General features: G+C 58.4%; 19 protein-coding genes. 6 read left to right on the top strand and 13 right to left on the bottom strand.

Annotated features, from left to right (window positions below):
• The first annotated feature begins 227 nt into the window (after window positions 1–227).
• The gene (locus tag QZR14_RS01875) at window positions 228–1,073 is read left to right on the top strand and encodes a site-specific integrase (protein WP_250605466.1); all 846 of its coding nucleotides are present in this window, start codon (window positions 228–230) and stop codon (window positions 1,071–1,073) included.
• A gap of 6 nt (window positions 1,074–1,079) precedes the next feature.
• On the opposite strand, the gene QZR14_RS01870 is transcribed toward QZR14_RS01875, so the two are convergent.
• The 5 genes from QZR14_RS01870 to QZR14_RS01850 form a co-directional block, all read right to left on the bottom strand.
• Window positions 1,080–1,634 (bottom strand): PqiC family protein, encoded by a 555-nt coding sequence (locus QZR14_RS01870; RefSeq protein WP_311995750.1) that lies wholly within the window; start codon window positions 1,632–1,634, stop codon window positions 1,080–1,082.
• A gap of 16 nt (window positions 1,635–1,650) precedes the next feature.
• A complete protein-coding gene (locus tag QZR14_RS01865) occupies window positions 1,651–3,306 on the bottom strand; it encodes a PqiB family protein (RefSeq protein WP_311995749.1) in 1,656 nt (551 codons plus the stop codon).
• A gap of 162 nt (window positions 3,307–3,468) precedes the next feature.
• A complete protein-coding gene (locus QZR14_RS01860; RefSeq protein WP_311995748.1) occupies window positions 3,469–4,770 on the bottom strand; it encodes an NAD(P)/FAD-dependent oxidoreductase in 1,302 nt (433 codons plus the stop codon).
• Window positions 4,767–5,855 (bottom strand): polyamine ABC transporter substrate-binding protein, encoded by a 1,089-nt coding sequence (locus tag QZR14_RS01855; protein WP_311995747.1) that lies wholly within the window; start codon window positions 5,853–5,855, stop codon window positions 4,767–4,769. The genes QZR14_RS01860 and QZR14_RS01855 overlap by 4 nt, the downstream gene beginning before the upstream one ends.
• 157 nt (window positions 5,856–6,012) lie before the next feature.
• Window positions 6,013–7,371 (bottom strand): glutamine synthetase family protein, encoded by a 1,359-nt coding sequence (locus QZR14_RS01850; RefSeq protein ID WP_311995746.1) that lies wholly within the window; start codon window positions 7,369–7,371, stop codon window positions 6,013–6,015.
• Between the two features lie 162 nt (window positions 7,372–7,533).
• Between QZR14_RS01850 and QZR14_RS01845 the strand changes: the two genes are divergently transcribed.
• The 4 genes from QZR14_RS01845 (at window position 7,534) to QZR14_RS01830 (ending at window position 12,461) form a co-directional block, all read left to right on the top strand.
• Window positions 7,534–8,430, top strand: a complete 897-nt coding sequence (locus QZR14_RS01845; protein ID WP_311995745.1) for a helix-turn-helix domain-containing protein — start codon at window positions 7,534–7,536, stop codon at window positions 8,428–8,430.
• A 93-nt stretch (window positions 8,431–8,523) separates the two neighbouring features.
• On the top strand, window positions 8,524–9,042 hold the full coding sequence (locus QZR14_RS01840) for a sigma-70 family RNA polymerase sigma factor (protein WP_311995744.1): 519 nt from the start codon (window positions 8,524–8,526) through the stop codon (window positions 9,040–9,042).
• Window positions 9,033–9,995, top strand: a complete 963-nt coding sequence (locus QZR14_RS01835) for a FecR domain-containing protein (protein WP_311995743.1) — start codon at window positions 9,033–9,035, stop codon at window positions 9,993–9,995. The genes QZR14_RS01840 and QZR14_RS01835 overlap by 10 nt, the downstream gene beginning before the upstream one ends.
• A 66-nt stretch (window positions 9,996–10,061) precedes the next feature.
• Complete coding sequence (locus QZR14_RS01830; RefSeq protein WP_311995742.1) at window positions 10,062–12,461, top strand: TonB-dependent receptor; 2,400 nt, start codon at window positions 10,062–10,064, stop codon at window positions 12,459–12,461.
• Between the two features lie 56 nt (window positions 12,462–12,517).
• On the opposite strand, the gene QZR14_RS01825 is transcribed toward QZR14_RS01830, so the two are convergent.
• The 6 genes from QZR14_RS01825 to QZR14_RS01800 all read right to left on the bottom strand — a co-directional run bounded on the left by QZR14_RS01825 (window position 12,518) and on the right by QZR14_RS01800 (window position 19,355).
• A complete protein-coding gene (locus QZR14_RS01825; protein ID WP_311995741.1) occupies window positions 12,518–13,510 on the bottom strand; it encodes a LacI family DNA-binding transcriptional regulator in 993 nt (330 codons plus the stop codon).
• A 75-nt stretch (window positions 13,511–13,585) separates the two neighbouring features.
• On the bottom strand, window positions 13,586–15,088 hold the full coding sequence (locus QZR14_RS01820; protein WP_311995740.1) for a glycoside hydrolase family 32 protein: 1,503 nt from the start codon (window positions 15,086–15,088) through the stop codon (window positions 13,586–13,588).
• Entirely contained in the window at window positions 15,085–16,230 is a 1,146-nt protein-coding gene (locus tag QZR14_RS01815) for an ABC transporter ATP-binding protein (protein ID WP_311995739.1), read from the bottom strand. The genes QZR14_RS01820 and QZR14_RS01815 overlap by 4 nt, the downstream gene beginning before the upstream one ends.
• 27 nt (window positions 16,231–16,257) lie before the next feature.
• On the bottom strand, window positions 16,258–17,100 hold the full coding sequence (locus tag QZR14_RS01810) for a carbohydrate ABC transporter permease (protein WP_311995738.1): 843 nt from the start codon (window positions 17,098–17,100) through the stop codon (window positions 16,258–16,260).
• Complete coding sequence (locus QZR14_RS01805) at window positions 17,097–18,059, bottom strand: carbohydrate ABC transporter permease (protein WP_250605110.1); 963 nt, start codon at window positions 18,057–18,059, stop codon at window positions 17,097–17,099. Before QZR14_RS01805 ends, QZR14_RS01810 begins: the two co-directional genes overlap by 4 nt.
• A gap of 21 nt (window positions 18,060–18,080) precedes the next feature.
• A complete protein-coding gene (locus tag QZR14_RS01800; RefSeq protein ID WP_311995737.1) occupies window positions 18,081–19,355 on the bottom strand; it encodes an ABC transporter substrate-binding protein in 1,275 nt (424 codons plus the stop codon).
• A gap of 168 nt (window positions 19,356–19,523) precedes the next feature.
• Here QZR14_RS01800 and QZR14_RS01795 point away from each other — a divergent pair, with 168 nt between their 5' ends.
• Window positions 19,524–21,089: a carbohydrate porin gene (locus QZR14_RS01795; protein WP_311995736.1), complete on the top strand. Its 1,566-nt coding sequence runs from the start codon at window positions 19,524–19,526 to the stop codon at window positions 21,087–21,089.
• A 146-nt stretch (window positions 21,090–21,235) separates the two neighbouring features.
• On the opposite strand, the gene QZR14_RS01790 is transcribed toward QZR14_RS01795, so the two are convergent.
• A complete protein-coding gene (locus tag QZR14_RS01790; protein ID WP_311995735.1) occupies window positions 21,236–22,195 on the bottom strand; it encodes a TauD/TfdA family dioxygenase in 960 nt (319 codons plus the stop codon).
• Between the two features lie 37 nt (window positions 22,196–22,232).
• On the bottom strand, window positions 22,233–22,964 hold the full coding sequence (locus tag QZR14_RS01785; RefSeq protein ID WP_311995734.1) for a TSUP family transporter: 732 nt from the start codon (window positions 22,962–22,964) through the stop codon (window positions 22,233–22,235).
• Window positions 22,965–23,328: the final 364 nt, after the last annotated feature.

Below are 23,328 nucleotides of genomic sequence, written 5' to 3'. Positions count from 1 at the left end.
AGCCACCGTTCAGACTTCTTCCGTTCATCGGCTCTTTTAATCGAAAAGTCCTACGGAAGAGTCGCTCTTTATATAAGTTTCGTTGCACTTTTAAGTTGTTTTGTTGAACTGTTTTCTATTCAAGGCCGTTTCGTTTGATTGACTTGTCGAGTACTGAATCCACCCCGTCCAACACTAATCCGCTGACGCTTTATCTGGCGCGACTGGCGCCTTCCAGCCAATTGACCATGCGGTATGTCTTGCAGGACGCCGCCGACCGTCTCGGTTTCGAAGACGTGGACATCGAGGAAATCCCCTGGCACGGGCTGCAACCGGAAGATGTCGTGGCGTTGGTCGCCGCATTGCGCGCCGACGGCTATGCGCCGAACACCTCGTCGTTGTACGTGAATGCCGTGCGCGGTGTGATGAATGAAGCCTGGCGCATGAGTCTGATCTCTCAGGATCATTTGTTGAAAATTCGCTCGGTAAAGGGTATTGCCGGCACGCGCTTGTCCCAAGGGCGCAACTTGAAGCGCACCTTGATCCACGAATTGATGGAAGTCTGCGCCGCCGATCCGCGCCCGCAAGGATTACGCGACGCGGCGGTGATTGCGTTGTTGTACGGCACCGGCATGCGCAAATCGGAGTCGGTGGACCTGGACTTGAATCAGGTCGACTTCACTGAGCGCAGCCTGACCGTCACCGGCAAGGGCAACAAACAACTGATCAAGTACGCGCCGGCGTGGGCGTTCGCCAAACTCGATGCCTGGCTGGAACTGCGCCGCTCACAACTCAAGGAAGGCGAGAGCGACGATGCCTTTCTGTTCAACCGCATCCGTCGCGGCAGTCATATCACCCGCGAGCGCATCACCAAACACGCGATTTACTACATCGCCCGTCAGCGCGGCACGCAGGTCGGGGTGAAGATCATGCCCCACGATTTCCGCCGTTCGTTTATCACGCGGGTGATCGAGGAACATGATCTGTCGATTGCGCAGAAGCTTGCGCACCACAGCAACATCCAGACCACCGCCAACTACGATGTGCGGGATGACAACGAGCGGCGGCGTGCGGTGGATCGTTTCGATCTGTAGGTCCGGTCAGGACGGGGAAGGGCAGGTGCGCGCGTTGCTGGTTGCCGCCCGACTGATCTGGTCGGCCAGACGTTTGACGTTGTGCTGCTGGGCGCCCACCAGATCATCGATGGTCGGGCCGGACGGTGTTTGCAGGGTCGAACGGCAGGTCAGCAAGCCATTGTCAGTGGCGCCGACGGGGCGCAAGCGCCATTTGGCGTCGATCAGGCCGTACTGACCGGGGATCGAGTCGAAGCGTTGCACTTCGATGCGCACCGAAACGTTGCCTTGCCCACTGGTATTGCTCAATTGATCGGCCAACGCACCGCGCAACTCATCCGCCAGTGTCGCGCCCCACCAATCAGTTTCCAGAATCGCCAGACCGCTGTTGCCCTGGCGGATAACGATTTGCGCACGGTCGACCTGCGGCGGCACGCTCAGCGCTTCAATCGGAATCTGCGCGCCGGTCCGTGTGTTGGCGATCTGCACCGGCGTCAGCGTGTGAAAACTGATCGGGTCGCTGCGACAGGCGCCCAGCAGCAGGATCGCAGCGAGCACGGTGATTTTCAGCGGTACAGCCATTGTTCAGCTCCTGTGCTCAGTTGCGTGGCGGGCCTTTGAGATCGATCGGTGCAGCGTTATCGGGACGACCGCGAATCAGCGATTCCGGATGCCGGCCGAGGTAATCCGACAGCTCACGCAGCGAGCGCGACATCCGCCCGAGTTCGTCGAGGGTTTCCGTGAGTTTCTCGCGTTGCGGCGAATCTTCGGCCAGGGTCGAACTGGCGGACTGCAAGGTCTTGCTGACGTCGGCGAGGGTGCTCTGCACGCCCGGCAGGGTCTTGGCATTGAACTGGGCCAGGCCTTTGCGCAGTTCGACCAGATTGCTGTCGAGGTTGCTGGCGATGCGATCGACCGGCAGCTTGTTGAGCTTGTCGACCACCGCTTCGAGTTTTTCCTGCAGTTGTTCGAGACTGCCTGGAACGGTTGGAATCACCACCGGGCGCGCCGTGGGGTCAAAGGCGACTTTTTCGGCTTTCGGGAAGAAGTCCAGGGCCACGTAAAGTTGCCCCGTCAGCAGGTTGCCACTGCGGGCCTGGGCGCGCAGGCCGTTGTCGATGAAGGTGCCCATCAAGCGAATGCCGGCGGCTTCGTCGTTGGGGTCATGTTTGAACGCGGTGAGCATTTTGCCGTACGCCATTCCCAGTCGCTGCGGGTAAATGACGATGCCGACGTTAAGCGGGAAGGCGCGTTTCTGCGCGTCGAAATCCAGATTGATCGCCACCACCCGACCGATTTCCATGCCGAGGAATTCCACCGGTGCGCCGACCTTGAGGCCACGCAGGGACTGGTCGAACCGCAGACTCAGGTATTGCGCCTTGCCGTTGGGCGGGGCGAGGGCCGTTTGTTGGTCTTCGAACAGTTCGAAGTCCTTGTCATCGGCGGCGGCCACATCGTTGGGGCTGTAGTCCGGAGCGCGGAAGGCGATACCGCCTACCAGCATGGAAGACAACGATTCGGTTTTGACCTGGAAGCCGTTGGCGCCGACGTTGACGTCGATACCACTGGCGTTCCAGAAACGGGTGTTTTCGGTGACGAACGCATCGTTGGGCGCGTGAATGAACACTTCGATGTTCACGCCTTTACCGTCAGGCGCCAGCTCGTAGGTGACGACCTGGCCGACCGGAATCTTGCGGTAATAAACCGGTGAACCGATGTCCAGCGAACCGAGGTCCGGCGCGTGCAACATGAAGCGCTTGCCCGGTTCGCCGTAGGTGATCGGCGGCGGGTTTTCCAGGCCTTTGAAGTGTTTGGCGCGGTTATTGGCCTGACCGATGTCGGCGCCGATGTAGTCACCGGAAAGCAGGGTGTCGATGCCTGACACACCACCAGCCCCGATGCGCGGGCGCACCACCCAGAACTGCGAGTCTTCACGGGTAAAGCTTTCGGCCTGCTTGACCAGTTTGATGGTGGCGTTGACGCTCTTCTGGTCATCGCTCAACTCGACATCGGTGACCTGACCGATCACTACGTTGCGGTACTTGACCTCAGTCTTGTTTGCCACCAGCCCGCTGCCAGTCTTGAAGTTGACGATGATGCTGGGGCCTTCCTGCATGATGTTGTGCACCACCAGCGAGATGCCCACCAACACCGCCACGATCGGTACGATCCACACCAGCGAAATGCCGAACCGGCGGGTTTTGACCGGGGCTTGGCCTGGCGCTCGCGGCTCGTCGGTGGCTGACGACTTCATCCATGTCCTCCTCGATTGAATGGGCACTGAGCGTCAGGAACGCCAAAGCACCTCATCAATATAGAAGTGCTTGGCGATAGAGCAAATGTGTATAGCCCGCATCGTTGGCAGTTTCCATGTAGGAGCTGTCGAGTGAAACGAGGCTGCTACAGGGATTGGGGGTTATCCGAGCATTTCCCGCAGGCGATACCAGAACATGCCCAGTGCCAGCAGCGGCGAGCGCAAGGCCGGGCCGCCGGGGAAGGTCATGTGCGGCACGCCGCTGAACACGTCCATGCCCTGACTGTGACCGGTATGAATCGCCTCGCCGAGCAGTTTTGCGCACCAGTGCGTGACGTTCAGGCCATGGCCGGAATAGCCCTGCGCATAGAACACGTTCGGGTGCTGCTTGAGCCGACCGACCTGCGGAAAGCGGTTGGCGGTGATGCCGATCTTGCCGCCCCATTGGTAATCGATACGCACGTCCGCCAGTTGCGGGAAGACTTTGAGCATCTTCGGGCGCATGTAAGCGGCGATGTCCGCCGGATCGCGTCCGGAATAGTGACAGGCACCGCCGAACAGCAGGCGCCGGTCCGCCGAGAGCCGGTAGTAATCGAGTCCGACTTTCTGATCGCACACCGCCAGATTCTGCGGAATCAGTTGCGCGGCGCGCGCCTCGGACAACGGTTCGGTGGCGATGATGTAACTGCCGGCGGGCAGCACCTTGCCACTGAGTTGTGGTTCGAGTTCGTCCAGGTGCGCGTTGCAACCGAGCACCAGGCTGCCGGCCCGCACCGTACCGGTGGCGCAGCGCACTTGTACGGTCGCGCCGTGGATGATTTCCAGCACCTCGCTCTGCTCGAAGATCCGCACGCCGAGTGACGCTGCCAACCGCGCTTCGCCTTGCACCAGATCCAACGGATGCAGATGACCGGAACCCATGTCCACCAAACCACCGGCATAGATGTCGGAGTTGACCACCTGCTGGCGCACCTGCTCGGGGCCGATCAGGCGGGTTTCGTGGGCATAACCGAGTTGAGCGAGGTCGACCAATTCATCCTTGAAGGCGTCGAACTGCGCCGTGGTGTTGGCCAGATCGCAGAAGCCCCAGCGCAGGTCACACTCGATGCGGTTGTCGCCGATGCGCTGCCGCACCAACTCGACCGAATCGATGCCGGCGCGCTGCAAGTAACGCACGCCTTCCTGGCCGACATACTTGGCGAAGCCGGCAACCTCATGACCGATCCCGCGAATCAACTGGCCGCCATTGCGCCCGCTGGCGCCCCAGCCGATGCGTCGGGCTTCGATCAACACCACCGACAGCCCGCGCTGAGCCAGCTCGATAGCGGTGTTGACCCCGGTGAATCCGCCGCCGATCACGCAGACATCGGCGGTCAAGTCACCGTCCAGCAGCGGGTAGGGTGTGCTCGCCCGGGCCGAAGCGGCGTAGTAGGAGCGGGCGTGTTCCTGGGTGTACTGATTCATTTGTTCGACTTCACTTTGCTCCAGGACCGGGTCATCAATCGCATGATCGCCTGGGGCGGGGTAGAGGAGATGTAGAGCTTGTCGAGCACGGCCTGGGATGGATACACCTCAGGGTTGTTGACCAGCTCCTCATCCATGTATTGCTTGGCGGCCGGGTTCGGATTGGCGTAACCGACCGACGCGCTGACCTTGGCGATCACTTGCGGATCGAGCAGGTAATTGATGAAGGCGTGGGCTTCTTTGGGGTTGCTGGCGTCAGCCGGGATGGCCAGCAGGTCGAACCAGAGGTTGGCGCCTTCCTTCGGAATGGCGTAAGCGATGTTCACGCCGTTCTTGGCTTCCTTGGCGCGGTTGGCGGCCTGAAACACGTCGCCGGAGTAACCGAAGGCCACGCAGATGTCGCCGTTGGCCAGATCCGACACGTACTTCGAGGAATGGAAATAGGTGATGTACGGACGGATGCTCAGCAGTTTTGCTTCAGCCTTTTTATAGTCTTCCGGGTTTTCGCTGCGCGGGTCCATGCCCATGTAATTGAGCACCGCCGGGAAGACTTCGTCGGCGGAGTCCATCATCGACACGCCGCACTGGCTTAGTTTTTTCAGGTTCTCGGGTTCGAACAGCACGGCCCAGGAGTCGATGTGGTCGATGCCCAGCACTTGCTTGACCTTGTCGACGTTGTAGCCAATGCCGTTGGTGCCCCACAGGTACGGCACCGAGTGCTGGTTGCCCGGATCGTTTTTCTCCAGCAGCTCAAGCAGTTTCGGATCGAGGTTTTTGAAGTTCGGCAGTAGCGAGCGATCCAGTTTGAGGAACGCGCCGGCCTTCACCTGACGCGCGAGGAAGTGGTTGGACGGCACCACCACGTCATAGCCGGTGCGACCGGCGAGGAGCTTGCCTTCCAGGGTTTCGTTGGAGTCGAAAACGTCGTAGATCACCTTGATCCCGGTTTTGCTCTGGAAGTCGGCGAGGGTGGTTTCGCCGATGTAGTCGGTCCAGTTGTAGACGCTGACCTGGGGTTGGGCGTGCGCTACGGCGCTGAACAGAACGCTCAGCGCGACCGGGAGTACGGATTTCAACAGACGCATTTCGACACCTCTTAAATTGTTGGATTTTTCAGGTGGTTCGCTATTCCTGTGGGAGCGAGCCTGCTCGCGAATGCGGTAGGTCAGGCAACATCAGTGGTGACTGTGCCGACGCCTTCGCGAGCAGGCTCGCTCCCAAAGGGATTTGTGCAGATTCGGGTTAGACGCTGAGCATCAGGAACTCACGCTCCCACGAGCTGATCACGCGCTTGAAGTTTTCATGCTCGGCACGTTTCACCGCGACGTAGCCACGGACAAACTTGTCGCCGAGGTATTGCGCAACGGCTTCGCACTCTTCCATTTGTGTCAGCGCGTCTTCGATGGTGATCGGCAGACGCAGGTTGCGGCGTTCGTAGGCGCGGCCTTGTACCGCAGCGCTCGGCGCGATGCCTTCGACCATGCCGATGTAACCGCAGAGCAGGCTCGCGGCGATTGCCAGGTACGGGTTGGCGTCGGCGCCCGGCAGACGGTTTTCCACGCGCATGGCTTCCGGGCTGGAGGTCGGCACACGCAGGCCGACGGTGCGGTTTTCTTCGCCCCATTCGACGTTAACCGGTGCCGAGGTGTCCGGCAGAAAGCGGCGGAACGAGTTGACGTTCGGCGCGAACATCGGCAGCACTTTCGGGATGTACCTCTGCAAACCGCCGATGTAATGCAGGAACAGTTCGCTCATCTGCCCGTCGGCGTTGGCGAAGATCGGTTTGCCGGTGGCGATGTCCACCACGCTCTGGTGAATGTGCATGGCGCTGCCCGGCTCGTCGCCGATCGGCTTGGCCATGAAGGTCGCGGCAACGTTGTGCTTGAGTGCAGCCTCACGCATGGTGCGCTTGAACACGGTGATCTGGTCGGCCAGATCGAGGGCGTCACCGTGACGGAAGTTGATTTCCATCTGCGCCGGGCCGTCTTCGTGGATCAGCGTGTCGAGGTCCAGACCTTGCAGTTCACACCAGTCGTAAACGTCTTCAAACAAAGGATCGAATTCGTTGGCGGCATCGATGGAGAACGATTGCCGACCACTTTCCGCGCGGCCCGAGCGGCCCAGTGGTGCTTTGAGCGGCAAGTCCGGGTCTTCGCAGCGTTGGGTCAGGTAGAACTCCATTTCCGGTGCCACAATCGGTTTCCAGCCTTTGTCGGTGTACAGCTGCAAGACTTTCTTCAGCACGTTGCGCGGCGACAGTTCGATCGGGTTGCCGAACTTGTCGAAGGTGTCGTGGATGACGATGGCGGTCGGTTCGATCGCCCATGGAATCACGTAGACCGCGTCAGCCACGGGCTTGCAGACCATGTCGATATCGGCAGGATCGAGCAGGTCGTAGTAGATGTCGTCGTCGACAAAATCCCCGGTTACCGTTTGCAGCAGCACACTCTCCGGCAGGCGCATGCCTCGCTCATGCAGGAACTTGTTGGTCGGTGCGATCTTGCCGCGGGCAATGCCGGTCAGGTCGCTGACCACACATTCGACTTCGGTAATCTTGTGATCTTTCAGCCACGTGAACAGCTGATCGAAAGGGGCATTCATAAAGACCTCGTTATTGGTTTTATAGACGCCGGGGAGGGCGGGTTTCATCTTCCGCCCCTTCCCCTGTGGCGCGTTGACGACTATCTTGGGCGAGCCTTGACGTTCCATCTATCCACTTTAAGCAGCACCAAAGCGCACCAAAAGAGTGCGCAAGGTCACCCCATGACAACGTGCAATTCGCTCCAGGTTCAAGCGTTCAACACCGCCGATGTGGCCGAGCAAGTCCGCGCCACACCGGGCTGGGTCCAGCATTACCAACAGATGTCGCCGGGCCATTTCGCCGGGCAGATCCGCTATCTGGATCTGCAGGGTGTCGAGGTCTATGAAGAGCAGATGAACACCCGGGTCGAGCAGAATTTCAGCGCGCCGTCGGGTGCTTTGGCGTTCTGTTTCGATCGCAGCGACAACGCGCTGTACCTGCTCAATGAAGAGAGCCGCAACATCTGGATCACCCCGGAGAACTACCAGGAAATCGCCGTGGTGTTCGGTCCGGAATTTGTCCGCCAGCACGGTCTGAATGTGGCGAAGCTCGAAGGGTTGTTCATGACTCAACTCAACTGCGGACAGAATGCCTTGTTCAGTCGCTGGTTAAGCTCGACTCTCACGAAGTTGTCGCAAGCCATTGATCCGCTTGATAAAGATGCGCTGACACAGCAGCTACTTGAAGATTGCCTGTTCATTCTCGACAACGCGCACACCAGCCTCGATCGCGGTGGCTTACAACGGCGCACCGAAGAACGGATGATCATGAAAAGGGTGGGAGAGTGGGCGGCGGATTCGCCGGAAGACACCGTTAATCTGCTCGAACTGTCGCACGTGGCTGGGGTGCCGTTGCGCCAATTGCAGCAGGCGTTCAAGGCCTACACCGGGATGACCCCGAGTCACTGGCTGCGCCTGCGCCGCTTGAACAGCGCACACCGTGAATTGCTCAAGCGCCGGCCGACGGAAACCACCGTGGCCGAGGTGGCCATGCGCTGGTCGTTCTGGCATTTGGGAAGGTTTTCCAGCAGTTACCGGGCGTTGTTCAAGGAGTTGCCGAGCGAGACCTTGAAGCGCTGATGAATGTCGTCGTGGATAAAAAGGCTTTGTGTCGGCGCGCAAGTTAAATAGAATCACTCTCATTTGAAACTGACTTCGCGCAGGACTCTTGAGATGACTGAAGCAGCGAAGCCATCGCCGCAGCACCTGCACGAACTGTATCGCGATCACCGAGGCTGGCTGGAAACCTGGCTGCGGCGGCGCATGGGCAATGCCTGGGATGCGGCGGACCTGAGCCAGGACACCTTCTTGCGCGTGCTGTGCAGCGCGCAACCAATTGCCGACATGCGCGAGCCTCGGGCGTACTTGCTGACCGTGGGCAAACGCTTGCTGAGTAACTTCTATACCCGCCGCAGCCTGGAAAAAGCCTACCTCGAAGCCCTCGCGCAATTGCCTGAGGAGTGCGTGCCGTCGCCCGAACAGCGCTGGCTGTTGCTGGAAACCCTGCAAGCGCTGGATGAACTGCTTGATGGTTTGCCCCGAGCGGTGCGTCGGGCGTTTTTGTGGAGTCAGCTCGAAGGCCTCGGTTACCGCGAAATCGCCGAGCGCTTGCAGGTCTCAGAACGCACAATAAAACGTTATATGGCGCAGGCTTACGAGCATTGCTTGATGTTGGATCTAGCATGCGCGTAGCACCCGATGCAGAGCTGCGGGAGGTGGCACGCGCCGCCGCGCAATGGCTGGCGCTGCTCGAATCGGGCGAGGCCACTGATGATGATCATGCGCGGCTGCAGCACTGGCGCAACAGTGACAGCCGTCACGAGAACGCCTGGCAGAAGATTCAACTGTTGCGCCAACGCTTTTCCGCGTTGCCGGCGGCGTTGGCCATGGCCACGCTGGATCGTCCGGATCTGGCACGACGTGCCGCGCTGAAACGGGCGCTCGGTTTGGCCGCGTTGGTGCCAGCAGCGTGGCTGATCAGTCGACAATTGCCGATGGATGCATGGCGTGCGGATCTGCACACCAGCACTGGAGAGCGCCAACGTTTGTCGTTGGGTGACGGCAGTTCGTTACAACTCAACACCGCCACTGCGGTAAATGTCGATCTGCCGGCGCGGCAGTTGACGCTGGTGCGTGGTGAGATAGCGCTCAACGTGCCGGGCAGTTCGGCGCTGACGATCAACGCGCCTTACGGCCGAATCCTCGTCAGTCGCAGCGAGGTCTGCGTGCGTCTCAATGCGCGTGACTGCAAAGTTTCGGTCGTCAGCGGCACGGTGCAGTTGCAGCCGTTGCACGGGCCGACGCTGATGGTGAATCAAGGGCAGCAGGTCAGCCTGCAAGCGTCTGGCGCGGGTTCCGTTAGCGCTTTCGATACGTTGATGCCGGGCTGGCGCGATGGTGTGTTGATGGCGCAGAACCAGCCGTTGGGGGATTTCTTGCGCGAGTTAAGTCGCTATCGTTCCGGGCTGCTGCGCTGGGATCCGGCCTTGGAAGCGCTGCGCATCACCGGTAGTTTCCGCCTCGACAACACCGATCAAATCCTCACATTGCTCGCGGCCAGCCTGCCGATCGACGTCCATACCCGTACGCGGTTCTGGGTGTCGCTCACGCCGCGAAACATTCCCCCTGCAGAAAAAACTGGCTGAAGCCTGTCCCTTTTTTTCGCCTCGCTGGTCATTCCAGGCAAGTGAACAAATCGAGAGCGTCTTCCAATGCCCGCCGTATTCCCAAGTCGTTTGCGTCCGTTGTTGCAGTTGAGCCTGCTGCTGAGCCTGAGTGCCAGCCCCGTACTGATCCAGTCCACTTGGGCCGAAGATGCGCGGCGCAGTTATCAGGTGCCGGCCGGCAGCCTGAGCGCCGCGTTGACGCGGTTTGCCGGGTTGGCCGGGGTCAATCTGTCGGTGGATCCGGCGCTGGTCAGCGGGCGCAACAGTAATGGGTTGTCCGGCGAATTTAGCGTGGAGGAGGGGTTCGCCCGGTTGCTGCTCGGCTCTGGTTTGCAACTGCAACCGCTGGGTGAGCACGCTTACACCTTGGTGCCAGCAGCGGAGGCCGGCAGCCTGCAACTGGCGCCGACCTCGATTCTGGGCGCGAGCGACTCGACCGGCGCCGATGTCTTTGCCGGAGGGCAGGTGGCGCGGCGCGGCTCGCAGGGGTTGCTGGGGTCGAAAGACTTCATGGAAACCCCGTTCAGCATGACTACCTACACCAGCGAAACCGTGAAAAACCAACAGGCGCGCACGCTGGGCGATCTGATCGCCAGCGACCCGTCGGTGCGCGCGACCAACCCGGCCGGTGGCCGTTTCGAGCAGTTCACCATCCGTGGTTTCAGTCTGTTCAACAGTGACGTGGCCTATAACGGCCTCTATGGGGTTTTGCCGACTTACACGATCGACATGGAAATGGCCGATCGCGTCGACATTCTCAAAGGCCCGAGCCAACTCATCAACGGCATCTCGCCACGGGGCAGTGTGGGCGGGGGCATCAACGTCGTACCCAAGCGTGCCAGCGACAAACCGATCACCTCGCTGACGGCCAATTACGCGTCGAATAATCAGATCGGTGGCGCGGTGGATGTTGGCCGCCGTTTCGGTGAGGACAACCAGTTCGGCCTGCGTTTCAACGGCGTCAAACAGTCCGGCGACACCGAATGGGATCACCAGAGCGTCGACCGCGACATGGCCGTGCTGGGTCTGGATTTTCGCGGTGAGCGGCTAAGGCTTTCGACCGATATTGGTCACACCGAACGCGACACCGACGCACCGCAGGAGCGCGTGCAAGTCGCCGCCAATGCCAAGGTGCCCAACGCCAACGATGTCCGCGATAACTACGCGCAACCGTGGAGCCAGGCGCGGACCAAAGATACGTTCGGTACAGTCAACGCCGAGTTTGATGTCAGTGATTCGGTGATGGTCTACGGCGGTGTTGGCGCTCGCAAGAGCAATCACGACTTCCTCCGTCATGCGGTTTCAGTGACCAACGATGCCGGTGATTTCAGCGTGCAACCGCGGGATTTCACCCGCGACGAAAACGTGCGCACGGCCACCGCCGGTGTGCGCAACTGGTTCCAGACCGGGCCGGTGAGCCATGAGGTCAACCTCGCGGCCAGCTACTTTTATATGGATTTCGAGAATGGCGGAGCGCGTTATGCGGCCGGTCGCAGCAATCTGTACGACCCGATAGAAATCGCCAAACCCGGCACGCCGACGCGCTATGACGCCAAGGTCTACACGGAAAACCGCTTCAGCGGCGTGGCGTTGTCCGACACCCTGGGCTTTTTCGATGATCGATTGCTGCTGACCCTCGGCGCTCGCTGGCAACGGGTAAAAGTCGATGACTGGAGCGATGACGTGAAAGGTGACACCGCCTACGACGAGGAAAAGGTCTCGCCATCGGGCGGGATTCTGTTCAAGGCGACAGACAAGCTGTCGCTGTACGCCAACTACATGGAAGGCCTGAGCCAGGGCAAGATCGCGCCGTCAACGTCAGTGAACGAAGACGAAATCTTCCCGCCGTTTATCAGCCGTCAGGTTGAGATCGGAGCCAAGTACGACGCCGGTTCGTATGCGTTAACGGCAGCAGTATTCAGGATCAAACAACCCGCCTATGAAACCAACGCCACGACCCGGGTCTTCGGCCCGAACGGCAAACGACAGAACAATGGCGTGGAGCTGAGTGTGTTTGGTGAACCGCTCAAAGGCGTCCGCTTGCTCGGTGGCGTGATGTACATCGACAGCGAGCTGACCCACACCACCAACGGCACGTTCGACGGCAATCGCGCGCCGGCGACGCCGAAATACAACGTCAATCTGGGTGCCGAGTGGGATGTGCCGACGGTGCAGGGGCTGACGTTGACCGGACGGGGCATTTATTCCAGTTCGCAGTATCTGGATCAGTCCAACGACAAGGAAATCGATTCCTGGGAGCGCTTTGACGTAGGGACGCGATACGCCTTCAAGGTCGACGAGAAAACCATCACCCTGCGCGCCAATGTCGAGAACGTGCTGGATAAACGCTACTGGAGTTCGGCGGGCGCTTCGGATGACAGTGAGCCGGGGCTGACGTTGTCGACACCGAGGACTTATCTGCTTTCAGCGACGGTGGATTTCTGATTCCACTCGGCAAATCAAAAGCAATCGGGAGCGTTATCAGCGAACTGAGATCACTCTCATAGTGATGTCCTGACCACCAGTGGACAGTCAACTCGCTGAGTTCCCGATAGCTCAAGGGTCTCGATCAGATGCAGGGCAGCCTTACGACCAATCTCGTAGTACGGCAGTTGCACGGTGGTCAGCGGCGGGATGAACAACTCGGCGATGCCGATCATGTTGTCGTAGCCGAGCACGGCGACATCGTCGGGAATTTTCAGGCCACGCCCCAACAACAGCTGATAGGCACAAAAGGCAATGCGGTCGTTGCCGCAGATCAAAATATCAAATTGGGGACGACCATCAACGACATGCCGGTCGAGGATGGCAGCTGTTTCACTGTAGGCATCATGATCGGAAAGGTCGTACTGCAGAAGCGTTTCAGGCGCCAGTCCGAATGCCTGACAGGCACGCTGCAGGCCTTTTTGTCGCAGCCCCCATGCCAGACTCTGTTTCGGTAGATTGATACACAGAGGACGTTTGTAGCCGAGGCTCAACGCGTGGTGTACGGCGCGGTACTGACCCATTTCGTCGTCGGGCACGTAGCTGACGAGGTCGCTGTCATCTGCCAGACAATTGGCGAGCACCAGAGGCTTGCTCTTCAAGCGCTCGGGAATGCTTACCTGGCGAAATCCCATGGCGCTGAAGATCAAGCCGTCCGGACGGTGCGACAGCATCAGGTCGATGTTCTGGTCGGTGGGCGGGTTGCTCAGCAGGTTGAGGATAAAGACGTTCCAGCCGGCTTGCTGCGCGGTCTGCTCAATGGACAGCAGCAACTCGACCGCGAAGGGTGTGGTCGCGGTGTCCAGCGCGAACACACCGATGGTTCGCGACTGCAGGTTGTCACCGCGCATCTTGCGCGCAGACAGGCTGGGTACGAATTGCAGTTCATCAATGGCGCGACGCACCCGTAGAAGGGTTTCGGGGCTCAGTTTTTCCGGAGTATTGAGCGCTCGAGACACCGTCATCAGGGACACGCCGGCCAGCTGTGCAACGTCTTTCACTGAAGTCATGCGAAGTGCGGCCGGTCAGGTTGACGCAGAATCATGACACAGGGCCCGGGCTTCTCGCGACCCGAATGACGCCGCTCATGACCATCCAGAACCGAGCGGCCATGCCCGGGGAATCGAGACACGCCCGCCACTCCCGCTTGCCACCAGCTTCACGCCCAGACTGTCGGAGCGCGGATAGAGACGACTGCTGAGGCTGAAGCGACCGTTTTCGTCGAACACCTCGATGGATGAGCGGTCGAGAAACACGCGCAGTTCCAGTCGCTCTTGTGTCGGATCTATCGCAACACTGCGCTGGCCTGTGACTTGTGTACCCGCGCGGCTGCGGTCGAGCACCAGGCGCTGCAGTGACGGATCATAGTAGAGCAGGGTTTCTTCACGGCCATCGTCGCTGCACCGCAAGGCGACGCCCAACTGGCCGTCAGTGCAGCCGAGCAGATCCAGATGCACATGGATTTCGAGCATGTCGCCGTTTACTTGCGGCACCCAGCGGGCTCCCGACTCGCCCCACCACGGCGTACCCGGTAATAGCGTCATTCGCAGCGCGCTGAGCTCCCGTGCCGGATACACGCAAAGGCGATCGGCGCACAGCTCAAGTTCGCGGGGCAGTCCGAGCATGCCGCACCAGTGATGGGCCTGGCTCGGCATCGGGCTTTCCCACATGTCCAGCCATGCCCATAGGAGGCGTCGACCATCGGCGGCCAATAGCGTCTGCGCGGCATAGAAATCGTGGCCGTTATCCAGCTCGATAAAAGGCCCGCCAGTGAAATTCCATTCGTTGTCCAGTCGACCCACGCGGTAACCGGTCTGGTACTTGTTGAGCCGTTCGTAACCTTGGGATGGCATGCCTTGAGGGGAGTACAGCAGCACATCGCGTCCGTTCAGTCGGAACAGATCCGGGCACTCCCACATATAACCATCGCCCTCCCTGCCGCCAGACACATAGTTCAGGAACTCCCAGGCGTGCAGATCCGTGGAACGGTACAGCGGCAGCAGCGGCAGATCGCCCAGACGTGCGCCGGCAATCAGGTACCAATAGTCATCCGCCTGCCAGACCTTGGGGTCACGGAAGTGCATGATGGTGTCTTGCGGTGCGCTGTCGATCACCGCGCCGTGTTTGACGAAGCGGATGCCATCGGTACTGGTCGCCAGGCACTGCACTTGACGGATGAAGCGCTCGTCACCCGCTTCCCCCAGCCAGGTGTGCCCGGTGTAGATCAGGGCCAGGGTATCGCCACACACCACCGCGCTACCGGAAAAACAGCCGTCCCGGTCGCAGTCATCGCCGGGTGCCAGCGCAATGGGCAGGTGCTGCCAATGCACCAGATCGGCACTCTTGGCGTGGCCCCAATACATCGGGCCCCATTTCGCGTCGAAGGGGTGATGCTGATAGAACACGTGGTACTCGCCACGAAAGTACACCACCCCGTTAGGGTCGTTCATCCAGCCTGCCGGAGGGGCAATATGATAACCGGGTCGATAATCCTCGATGACGCGAGACTGGCTGTCAGCCAGTGCGCGCTGCGCAAGGTCAAGGGTCGAAGACATGGGATCGCTCGGGGTATTCAAAGACACGGTCATAGGGCATGTGCTCGGATTGAGCGCGGAGAGAGGTCATCCGCCACGGATTCAATGGCTTGTGGTTGGCGCTTCAATGCCGTGCCGTCAGTGTCGAACAGATGGATCTTGTCGATGTCCAGTTGCAGTTCGACCCGATCGCCTGTCTGCCATCCGGCGTTGACTTCACAACGACAGATCAATGGCTCGTCTTGACCTGTATCCAGGTGAACATAGGTTTCACTGCCCAGGTATTCGACCCCGGTCACGACGACGCCAGCGGTTCCTGGCGCCGCTTTGAGCGACAGGTGTTCCGGGCGGACGCCCAGGCTCAGCGAGGCGTCCGCCGCCAGGTTCGAGCTGTCGAAGGGCAGGGCGGTCATCCCCAAAACGGCAGCCTCAACCAGGCTGGTTTCGCCCGGCGCATGCAAACGGGCCGGCAGGAAATTCATTCTCGGCGAACCGAGAAAACCGGCGACAAAACGGCTCGCCGGGTTTTCATAGAGTTCGCGCGGTGAGCCGACCTGCTCGACGTGACCGCCATTGAGCACAACAATTTTGTCAGCCAGGGTCATCGCTTCCACCTGATCGTGGGTGACGTAGATCATGGTTGAACGCAGTCGGGCATGCAGCCGGGCGATTTCGTTGCGCATCTGTACCCGCAAGGACGCATCCAGATTGGAAAGCGGCTCATCGAACAACAAAATGTCCGGTTCCCGCGCCATGGCCCTGCCCATGGCCACGCGCTGACGCTGCCCCCCAGACAGTTCCTTTGGCTTGCGTTGCAACAGTTTGTCCAATTGCAGGATTTGCGCAGTTTTCAACACCCGCTCGCGCAGGCTGCTCTTTTCAGTCTTGGCCAGTTTGAGACCAAAACTGATGTTGTCGTAGACGCTCATGTGTGGGTACAGCGCATAGGACTGAAACACCATGCCGACGCCACGTTCGCGCGGTTCCAGGTCGTTGACCCGCCGCCCGTCGATCAGCAGATCACCGGCGCAGATCGAATCCAGTCCGGCGATCAGGCGCAGCAGGGTTGACTTTCCGCAGCCCGACGGACCGACGAACACCACGAATTCACCCGCAGCGATTTCCAGGTTGATGTCGCGAAGAATCCGCGCGCCGCCCAGTTGTTTGTTGACGTTGTCCAGTTTCAATTTGATCACGATGCTGTTCCTTGTCTTTATTGGGCATCAACCCTTTAATGCGCCGGCAGTGAGACCGGAAACGATTCGGCGCTGGAAGATCAGCACCAGAATCACCAGTGGGACGGTGACCAGCACCGAGGCAGCCATCAACAAGCCCCAAGGCAACTCATGGGGGCTGCCGCCGGAAATCAAGGCGATGGCAACCGGCACGGTGCGTTGGCTGTCGGTGAGGGTGAACGTCAGGGCAAACAGGAACTCGTTCCACGCCGCGATGAAAGCCAACAAACCGGTGGTGACCAGTGCAGGCCAGAGCAACGGCAACAGCACGCGGGTCAGCGTCACCCAAGGTGAAGCACCATCCATGATTGCCGCTTCCTCCAGTTCATGGGGCAGTTGTCCCATGAAGGTGGTCAGCACCCAGACGGTGAACGGTAGGGTGAAAATCGTGTAGCTGAGGATCAACGCCCAGGACGTGTTGTACAGACCCAAGGCGCGGATCACTTCGAACAGCCCTGACAGCACCGCAACCTGGGGAAACATCGACACGCCAAGCACCATCATCAACACCGTGCCACGTCCACGGAATTTCACCCGGCCCAAGGCATAGGCAGCGGTCAGGCTGAGGAACAGCGCCAGTGTGACCACGCACAGCGCAACCACCAGCGAATTGCCAATCGCTCGCAGGAATGAGGCCTGGTGGAGTACCGCCGCGTAATTGGAGAAGTCGGGATGTTCGATCCAGTAGCTCACCTCGAACAAGGCGCTGGAGGGCTTCAGCGAGGTCACGATGGCGTAGTAGAACGGGAAAACCGCGTACAGCAGCAAAACCCCGATCAGGCACCAGAACCCGAGTCGCAACAGTGTTTTTTTCAGCAGGCGCGGGCTCATGCGCGGACCTCCAGTTGACGGCGTCCGAGGTAGAGATAAAGCATGGCGATCACCGCGACCACCAGAAACAACAACGTCGACGCCGCGCTGCCGTACCCGACGTCCTGGAACTCCACCAGGTGCTGGCGGGCATACACCGACATGCTCATGGTGCTCGACGAGTTCGAGGTCAGCACATAGATGACGTCGAATACCCGCAGCGAATCGAGGATGCGGAAGATCGCCGCCACCAGCAGTGCAGGCATCAACAGTGGCAGCGTGACACGCCAGAACACCTTCAGCGGATGAATGCCATCGACCCTGGCCGCTTCGTAGCAATCGCTTGGCAACATCTGCAAGGCAGCGAGCATCAGCAACGTGACAAAGGGCACAGTCTTCCAGACGTCAACGATGATCACCGCCCACATCGACAGGTCCGCATCTGCCGTCCAGGCCAAAGGTGCGTCAATCAGGCCGAGGCTGAGCATCAGGTGATTGATGATGCCGAACTGGTCGTTGAGCATCCATGACCAGATCTTCGCCGAGACAATCGTCGGAATCGCCCACGGAATCAGAATCAACGCTCGCACCAGAGAACGGCCGGTGAACTTGATGTTCAGCAGCAACGCCACCAACAGCCCCAGGACGACTTCCAGCCCCACCGAGACCACCGTGAAATACAGCGTGTTGCGCACCGCATTCCACCACTGTGGATCGACGAGGATGCCCGACCAGCCGGAACCGCTGCGCAATAGATAATTGCTCAAGCCGATGAAGGTTGCGCCACCGGTGTCCGCCAGGCTGGCGTCGGTCAGGCTGAACCAGAATGTGCGCAGCAGCGGCCAGGCTGCCACCAGGGCCAGGCAGACCAGCATCGGCGTCAAAAACAGCCAGGCAGCGCGCACCCGGCGACGTTGTACAGGCGTTTCCCTCGTGAGCAGAAGCTCTTCAAACGGGGCATGGGCAGTAGAGACAGACATGGAGATTTCCTTCCTTGCGGCTTACCAGTTCTGGCGTTTGATACGCGTGAGTTCGCTTTCCAGTTCGGCCAGCGCCTGATCGACGGGCAACTCGCCCGCCAGCACGCCATGCACCCGATCGAAGAAGGCATTGGAGAGCCGTGGATAACGGTCGGCGGTGATGGCGGCGGGGCGCATGACCCCAGCGTTGAGAATGCTGTGGAGCTGAGCGTAATAAGGCATGGCCGCGAGCAACTGGGGATCTTGATACAGCGACTCGATCACCGGGTTATAGCCGCCTTTCAGCGCTCGACGTTTTTGCTCTTGGGCACTGCTCAGGTAGCTCACCAGCTCGGCGGCAAGCTTGGGATGCGCGCTGTAACGCGAGACCGCCAGGCCCCAGCCACCGAGTGTGGAGGCATGCTCGCCGGTCTCGCCGCCGCGGGGCAGGGGAGCGACGCCAACCTTGTCCTTTACGGCACTGTCCTGGCCTTGCACCAAGGCCCAGACATAAGGCCAGTTGCGCATGAACAGCGCATTGCCGGACTGGAATACGCCACGTCCTTCTTCCTCGGTGTAATTGAGCACGCCACGCGGAGAGATGTCTCCGACCCAGCTTTTCGCCAGGGTCAACGCCGCTCTTGAGGCCTGACTGTTGACCACGATGTCGCCGCGTTGATTGATCAGTTCGCCTTGCGGTTGGCTGCTGATCCACTCCAGCGCATTACACGTCAACCCCTCGTAGGCACGTCCCTGAAAGATGTAACCCCAGAGATTGGCGTTCCCGGCGTTGCGTTCAGCCTGTTGCACATCCTTGGCGGTAGCGGTCATTTCCTCCCACGTCTGGGGAACCTGCTTGTTGTATTGCTCAAGCAAGTCTTTGCGGTAATACAGCAGACCCGAGTCGGTGAACCACGGCATCGTCACCAGCCGTCCGTTGACCGTGGCGTTATCGACCTGGGCCTGAAAGTAGCCTTGGGTCGCGTTGGCGGGAAGCACCTCACGCAGATCCATCAGGTGTTTGGCCAGCATCCCCGGCCAGACCATGTCGATTTGAATGATGTCGATGTCGGTGGACTGCGCACTGAGGATCTGCTGGTAGAACGACAACCTCTCGGTTGCCGAGTTAGGCGTGGAGACCACCTCGACGTTGTTGCCAGTCTGTTTCGACCATGTCTCGACGGCCTCCTTGCACAGTTGCAATTCCGCCCCCACCGCACCGCACGAGATCGTCAGATCGGTTGCGCTCGAGACGGATGGCAGTGCGGCAGACAGGGTGATCAATGCTACGGGCAGGAGCGATTTCAGGTGTTTCATCGAGCGTCCTTTATTTTTGTTTTTAGAAAAGTTAACGTTAACATCGCCAAATGTAGCAGCGTATTTGCGATGAGGCACCCTTTTTTTCGTCGATTGCGACAACTCGCAACGCAAGGAAAAAACGGCGGTTTGCGTCAACCAACAATAAAAACAAAACAGGGATTTCATATGCACAAAGCAACAGGCTGGCTACTGGCAGGTGTGCTCGGCACATCCGCGGCGACCGCTCAGGCCGCAACACTGGAGGAGCGCATGGCCGCACTTGAAGCCCGTGCCAGCGCAGCGGAAAAACGTGCAGCCACGGCCGAACAGCAGACCCAAGTACTTGCCCGGGAATTGCAGCAGATCAAACTCGCGACGCCGCCCTTACAACCCGCCGCGTCTAACGCAACAGCGATTTCGGCGCCTGCTCTGGATACCCGACTGGCAAAACTCGAAGCCCGTCAGCAAAGCCTGGACAAGGAGGGCAGTACCGGGAACCTCACCGATGGGTTCAGCTTCAACGGCTATGCGCGTTCCGGATTGCTGGTCGACGAGGGGCTGGGTGGCGGCCGTGGCGGCCCGTATACAACGCCGGCCGGCGCGGTGGGTGGTGCAGTCGGGCGACTCGGTAATGAAGACGACACCTACATGCGTATCGACCTGTCGAAAGAGATCTATGCGCAAAACGGCACCCGCTCCAAATTCACGGTTTCCATCGCTGACGGTGTGGAAAGCTCCAATGACTGGACGGCCGACGAAAGCAACCTCAACGTACGCCAAGTGTTCGCCACGCTCGATCATGTCGCTGCGTTCAAAGGCAATTCAGTCTTCGAGAAAGCTACGCTGTGGGCAGGCAAGCGGTTCGATAGAGATAATTTCGACATCCACTGGCTGGACTCGGACGTCGTCTACCTGGCCGGCACCGGCGGTGGAATTTACGATGTGCAGATGAACCAGCACTGGCGTTCGAATTACTCGTTGATTGGGCGTAGCTACGGGGATTTCAGTCAGGGCGGCATTAATGCCGATGTGGAAAGCTACATCCTGACCTCCAACCAGTTCTTCGAGGATGGCCAGTGGCAGTGGATGTACAACGCCATCGGCGCCAAGAAAAACGATGTCGGCACCCGCACCAATAAAGCCGGTTTGACGCCTGCGGATAGCGGTTTGCACAGCATGCTGGCCAATCACCAGAAAACCTTTTTCGGCAGGGAAGGGTTCTTTAAAACGGCGCTGCTCTATGGGCAAGGCCTGGGGGCAGAGGTCAAGAACGTTGGCTCGGATGGTGAACTGATCGACGAGGCCCGCGCGCTGCGTCTGGCGCTTTACGGTGAGACCCCGCTGACCTCTGACTGGCGCATCGGCCCCAGCTTGCTGGCCGAACAGAGCAAGGATCGATACGTCAAAGGTGACGACTACCGCTGGCTGACCTTGAACGTGCGCCTGGCCAACACAATCAACAGCAACTTCGAAATGGCCTACGAAATGAGCTGGCAAACCATGAACCTCGACCCCAAGGGCTATCTACAACGTAATGCGGTCGATGGTAACTTCTGGAAATTCACTGTCGCCCCGACATTCAAACTGGACGTTGGCGATCTACTCACGCGTCCGGAATTGCGAGTGTTCGCCAGCTACATGAACTGGTCTTCGGATCTGGACAGGTTCAGTACTAACGACGCCTTTGGCATGTCCGACTTCCAGGCGGGAGGGGTGTGGCAATACGGTATACAGATGGAAACCTGGTTTTAATCGTTGAACGTGTTCATGTTCTATCGTTGACATGGAAGGTTTGCTATAGAACCGCGACAGCTGAAAAGCTGTCGCGGTTGCTATGCGTTTTAGCGGTTAGCGTCGTCGTTCGTCATTGACGTGGACATCGGCTTCTTTCCTGCAGATTAGTGTTGCTCGGCCATCATCTCGGGATTTTTATGGCTCGTTAATACGCTCTTGTTCGAATGGTAATGAATGCCGCACGTGTATTCGATAAATGAATGATCGGTATTTTCATGCTGGGCAATGTTGTATTTCTGAAAAGGCAACATGGCTCTGCGCACGGGTGACTGATCCAATATGTTTTTGTAGGTGGTATTTGAGTCGTCAGCAATCCAAAGGCGTCTTACTTTTCTTTTCATGGTGCCATCCACGAATTTATGGCGGGCATGCAGAACTCTCAGGTTGTCCATGACCAGAATGTCCCCCGGTTCAAGGCTGATATTGGTGATGTAGTTCTCGTTGGTGGAGTAGTGGTTCTGGATGTAGTTAAAGGCAGCATTGGCCCATTCAGGAATGAAGGCGGTGCTGTCATACCTGTAGCGGATTCTTAATGTGTCGGTAGTGACCTGTTCGAATACTGCGCAATCTATGGAGAGTAAATCGTCCCGGCAGTAGGCAACACTGCCGCGGGCCATCAATATCTTCAGTGTGTCAGCCTGATTGGCAAGCAGGTCATTGTAAATTTTCTGCCCATCCACCAGGAAGTTATCTCCGCCAAACTCAGGCTTGGAAATGCACTGGAGGATGACGAATTTGGGTGGGGTGACTTTTGTTGCCCGGCCATCAACATAAACCATCCCGTTCAGAAAAGATCCGTCGGTATGCGGGAAGAAATCGCTCGACAGCTCACCGTGGTAATCGTCCTTGAAAGTTTGCCAGTCTTTGTTTATCGGCTCGCCACCGCCGACCACACCATGTTCATCCGATTTCGTATGGAACTGAATCAGTCCAAACTTACCCGCCATCTCTCTAAAGGCTTCCACAGAGTGGTCTTGAGGCTTGATCACGCAATATCCATTTTCTTTAAGAAAAAGGGCGATTCCTTTGGTGTCAAAAAAATCAAACTTTTTGCTTGCAGTCATTTCACACTCCTTGTCTTGATGGGAAAGCTTTTGCATGTCACTGAAAAAAATGATCGAAGACCATTTTCAAACCAAAAAACGTCACCCCTGCTTTTAAAAGCATGGCGCCTACACGCTGCGATATACGGTCTCTGAGAAAACCACCCAAATACGATCCAAACGTGGATGCGCTAATCATGATGATGATGAGATTTGCGTAATCCATGAACGCAAAACCGGCAATAACGAAGGCCGCCACTTTCAAGCCGTGGAGCACACTCATTTGCATGGCGTGGGTGACGATCACTTCATTCTTATTGATGTTCATCTTCATCAGGATCGGCTGTGATATCAGACCGGTCACTGCCACGAAGAGTGAAAGGAACGTTTGAAAGAAGCCCACGATTGCAAAGTTCTTAAATACAAACCCCAAGCGCGAGACGATCTTCGTCCAGGTAATGGCCAGAATAAAGAGGCCAAGGATCAGTGATAGATATTGCTCGGGGAATTTCCCGATAAAAAAATAACCTATGAAGGCACCGACAAGGCAGCCAATGACATATCTAGGCAGGATTTCTATTTTTGCGCTCTTGTAATCAAAGGCAAATCTGCTGCCATTGCTGACCATTTGAATCAAACCGTGAACCGGCACTACCGCAGATATGGGGATGAATTGAGGCATCACTGCAAGCAATCCAATACCACCACCAACACCAATGGCGGCAGTCATGAATGACGTGATAAAACTGACGCCCACCAACATATACAAGCCATCAGAGATTCCGAGCATTATTAATTCCTGTCCAGTTTTTAAAGGTTAAGCGTGCATCTAGATGCGGTGGTTTTTTTGCAAAGCAACTTGTCCTTGCACAAGCACCTATAAGTGTTCCGAGACAAACAGGTGTTGCAGGCTGGGTTCAGTCATTGCCTGCTTTAGGCACTTGGCCATGTCGAGCTTTTACATCGGTGGATGTCGCTTGGTTGTCAGGCGTATATCTTTTTCAACACGATAAGGTTTCCGCTCCTGTTGAAGGGGGCGTCGAGGCTGATAAATAAAGTCTGATTGATGCGTGAGTAAGGGTTACGGTAGTTCGTAACCCCTTTACTCTTTATGGCGGAAAGTCAGTGCATTATCCAAATGGCTGCATCGTTGC

Origin of the sequence: Pseudomonas sp. rhizo66, assembly GCF_031931925.1 — a bacterium.
Lineage (GTDB): Bacteria > Pseudomonadota > Gammaproteobacteria > Pseudomonadales > Pseudomonadaceae > Aquipseudomonas.
The sequence above is the reverse complement of the archived record's forward strand: the minus strand, read 5'-3'. Positions and strand labels throughout refer to the sequence as shown.

Coding starts and splice junctions, on each gene's coding strand:
- QZR14_RS01875 (WP_250605466.1), top strand. CDS start 228: ATGCGGTATGTCTTGCAGGACGCCGCCGACCGTCTCGGTTTCGAAGAC.
- QZR14_RS01870 (WP_311995750.1), bottom strand. CDS start 1,634: ATGGCTGTACCGCTGAAAATCACCGTGCTCGCTGCGATCCTGCTGCTG.
- QZR14_RS01865 (WP_311995749.1), bottom strand. CDS start 3,306: ATGAAGTCGTCAGCCACCGACGAGCCGCGAGCGCCAGGCCAAGCCCCG.
- QZR14_RS01860 (WP_311995748.1), bottom strand. CDS start 4,770: ATGAATCAGTACACCCAGGAACACGCCCGCTCCTACTACGCCGCTTCG.
- QZR14_RS01855 (WP_311995747.1), bottom strand. CDS start 5,855: ATGCGTCTGTTGAAATCCGTACTCCCGGTCGCGCTGAGCGTTCTGTTC.
- QZR14_RS01850 (WP_311995746.1), bottom strand. CDS start 7,371: ATGAATGCCCCTTTCGATCAGCTGTTCACGTGGCTGAAAGATCACAAG.
- QZR14_RS01845 (WP_311995745.1), top strand. CDS start 7,534: ATGACAACGTGCAATTCGCTCCAGGTTCAAGCGTTCAACACCGCCGAT.
- QZR14_RS01840 (WP_311995744.1), top strand. CDS start 8,524: ATGACTGAAGCAGCGAAGCCATCGCCGCAGCACCTGCACGAACTGTAT.
- QZR14_RS01835 (WP_311995743.1), top strand. CDS start 9,033: ATGCGCGTAGCACCCGATGCAGAGCTGCGGGAGGTGGCACGCGCCGCC.
- QZR14_RS01830 (WP_311995742.1), top strand. CDS start 10,062: ATGCCCGCCGTATTCCCAAGTCGTTTGCGTCCGTTGTTGCAGTTGAGC.
- QZR14_RS01825 (WP_311995741.1), bottom strand. CDS start 13,510: ATGACTTCAGTGAAAGACGTTGCACAGCTGGCCGGCGTGTCCCTGATG.
- QZR14_RS01820 (WP_311995740.1), bottom strand. CDS start 15,088: ATGACCGTGTCTTTGAATACCCCGAGCGATCCCATGTCTTCGACCCTT.
- QZR14_RS01810 (WP_311995738.1), bottom strand. CDS start 17,100: ATGAGCCCGCGCCTGCTGAAAAAAACACTGTTGCGACTCGGGTTCTGG.
- QZR14_RS01805 (WP_250605110.1), bottom strand. CDS start 18,059: ATGTCTGTCTCTACTGCCCATGCCCCGTTTGAAGAGCTTCTGCTCACG.
- QZR14_RS01800 (WP_311995737.1), bottom strand. CDS start 19,355: ATGAAACACCTGAAATCGCTCCTGCCCGTAGCATTGATCACCCTGTCT.
- QZR14_RS01795 (WP_311995736.1), top strand. CDS start 19,524: ATGCACAAAGCAACAGGCTGGCTACTGGCAGGTGTGCTCGGCACATCC.
- QZR14_RS01790 (WP_311995735.1), bottom strand. CDS start 22,195: ATGACTGCAAGCAAAAAGTTTGATTTTTTTGACACCAAAGGAATCGCC.
- QZR14_RS01785 (WP_311995734.1), bottom strand. CDS start 22,964: ATGCTCGGAATCTCTGATGGCTTGTATATGTTGGTGGGCGTCAGTTTT.